This window comes from Kitasatospora sp. NPDC057512 (genome assembly GCF_042802135.1).
In the GTDB taxonomy this organism is placed as follows: Bacteria; Actinomycetota; Actinomycetes; order Streptomycetales; family Streptomycetaceae; genus Kitasatospora.
Window position 1 is genome coordinate 1 of record NZ_JBHVET010000982.1, and the last position, 2,514, is coordinate 2,514.

The window sequence follows — 2,514 nt, forward strand, 5'->3', positions numbered from 1 at the left end:
CACCGGGACGGCCGTCCGCGCCGTGCCGGCCGGCACCGAGGTCTCCGCCGCCGCGCTCTACCCCCGGGAGGGCTGGCCCAAGGCCCGACGGGGTCGACTACCCCCGCAGCCGATCCGCCTCCGCCCGGTAGCCGGCCGCCGCGTCGCCCTCGCCGAGTTCCTGGTGGAAGTCCGCCAGCGCGTCCAGCACCCGCAGCTCGTCGGCGGCCGACCGCCGGGCGCGGGCGCCGTCGAGGGCGGCCAGGTACAGCGGCGCGGCCTCCGTCGGCCGCCCGGCCGCCCGCAGCGCGGTGGCGAGTTCGAACCCGGTCCGCGAGGTCATGCGCTCGCGGCCGAGCTCGGTGGCCTCCCGGTGCGCCTCGCTCAGCAGGGCGACGGCGCGGCCGGGGTCGCCGAGGGCGAGGGCCGCGCGACCGAGCAGGTAGGTCTGGAGCATCGCCCCGTAGCGGTTCCCGATCGCGAGGTGCTCGACCCGGGCCGCCTCGAAGTCGGGGACGGCGGCGGCCCAGTCACCCTGGACGGAGGCCAGCTTGCCGCGGAACTCGACGGCGGAGGCCCGGAGTTTGCGCTCCTGCTCGGAGGAGCCGAGCAGCCGGGCCCGCCCCACGGCGATCCGCAGCTGCTCGGCGGCCTCGGCGTACCGGCGCTGCTCCCAGAGCGGGCGGGCGAGCTGGCAGCGCATCCGGACGACGGCGAGCGGGTCCTCGGAGCGGTCGGCGCCGGCCACGCCGAGGCCGAAGGCGTCGATCACGTCGGCGTAGTGCTGGTGGTCGAGGAAGTGCGTCCAGAGCGGTTCGCACAGGGCGACGGCGTCGGCGTCCAGGCCGTCCTCGTACGCGATCCGCACGCAGCCGTAGAGGGCGAGGTGTTCCCGCTCCAGCCAGTGCAGGGCGTCGAGGCGGGAGGCGAACGGCACGTCGGGCGCCTCGGCGAGCCCCGGCTCCTCGACCGGCGGCCGGGCCACCACCAGGCGGGGTCCGGCCGCGGTCAGGTCCGCGCGGGCGGCCTGCCGCCGGTACCAGCGGACCAGTCGGCGCCGGGCGGCCGGGGCGTCGTCTCCGGCGGCGTCCGCCCGCCGCGCCGCGTGCCCGCGGATCAGGTCGTGCAGCCCCCGCCCGTCCGGTCTCGGGAGCAGCAGCCCCGCATCGTCCAGCTCGTCCAGCGCGTCCGCGGCGGCCTCCGCACCGCCGCCCAGCAGAGCGGCGGCGGCCCCGACCGTGACCACCGGCCCCGGGTGGTGCGGCAGCAGCCGGTAGAGCCGGGCCGCTCCGGGCGGCAGGGCGGCGTACGCGGCGTCCCAGACGGCCTCCACCACGGGCACCCCTTCCCGGTCCAGCTCGACGGTCAACTCGTCGATGAGCCTGCTCAGTTCGCGGTTGCGGTACCGGCTGACCCAGCGCCCGGCGACGTGCAGCGCCGCGGGCAGTCCGGCGCAGCGGCGGGCGAGTTCGGCGGCGGCCTCGGGGTCGGCGGCGAGCCGGGGGTCGGAGACGGTGGCGCGCAGCAGGCCGGTGGCGTCCTCACCGCCGAGCGGGCCGAGCGGCAGTTCGACGGCGCGGGCGCCGTCGAGGTCGTGGAGGCGGCCGTGGCTGGTGACGATGACGACGCCGCCGGCCGAGGAGGGCAGCAACGGCAGCACCTCGGCGCCGCTGCGGGCGTTGTCGAGGACGAGCACCAGGCGCTTGTCCTGGCTGGCGGTCCAGTAGCGCCGGCGCCGGTCGGCGTAGCCGGGCGGGAGCGCCGCGTCGGGGTCGAGGCCGCGGGTCAGCTCGCCGAGGGCGTCGGCCAGCTCGACGGTGCCGTCCCGCCGCAGGTCGTCGAGATCGAGGTGGAGGATGCCGTCCGGGCAGCGGCCGTGCCTGCGCAGGGAGCGGGCGAGCTGGAAGCCGAGGGCGGTCTTGCCGATGCCGCCCATGCCGCTGAGGGCGACCACCAGCGGGCCGCCGGCCTCCGGCGTCTCGGACGTGGCGGCGAGGACCCGCTCCTGCTCGCCGGTGCGGTCCGCGAAGTGGCGCGGTTCGGGCGGCAGCTGCCAGGGCACGGCGGGCGGCGCCTGCTGGGTCAGGTTCAGCTGCTCGATGGTGTGCGCCTGGATGATGGCGCCGGCGCGCACCTGCCCGTCCACGCGGTTCGTGTTCTCCTTGGCCACCCGTCAACTCTAGGGCCTGTCAGCCGACCGGGTGCGCTTTGACCTCTTTGGGGTTGACCGCCCTCCCTGACAGGTCTATACCAGTGAGGGCCTTCGGCAACCACCCGCCGCCGACGGCCCGTTCGGCCGCCACGCCACCCCCACACCCGGCGTGAGCAGGCCCGCCTCCCCCACTGCCGTGTCCTGGAAAGGTTTCCGATGGAACGCGCTCTTCCCCCACAGCACACCGCACGTCCTCCCTTCAGGCGCCGCGCCGCACTCGCCGTGGCCGCCGCGCTCGGCCTGGTCGCCGGCGGCGTCGCCGCGCTGGCCGGCACCCGCGCCCCCGCCCCGCACACCACCGGCCCCCGGGCCCGCGGGCGGCT

Annotated in this window: 1 protein-coding gene; it reads right to left on the reverse strand. The window is 77.4% G+C overall.

The features are described 5' to 3' along the window. Positions 1–97: 97 nt before the first annotated feature. The gene (locus ACFU6K_RS36585; RefSeq protein WP_380670591.1) at positions 98–2,149 is read right to left on the reverse strand and encodes an NB-ARC domain-containing protein; all 2,052 of its coding nucleotides are present in this window, start codon (positions 2,147–2,149) and stop codon (positions 98–100) included. Positions 2,150–2,514: the final 365 nt, after the last annotated feature.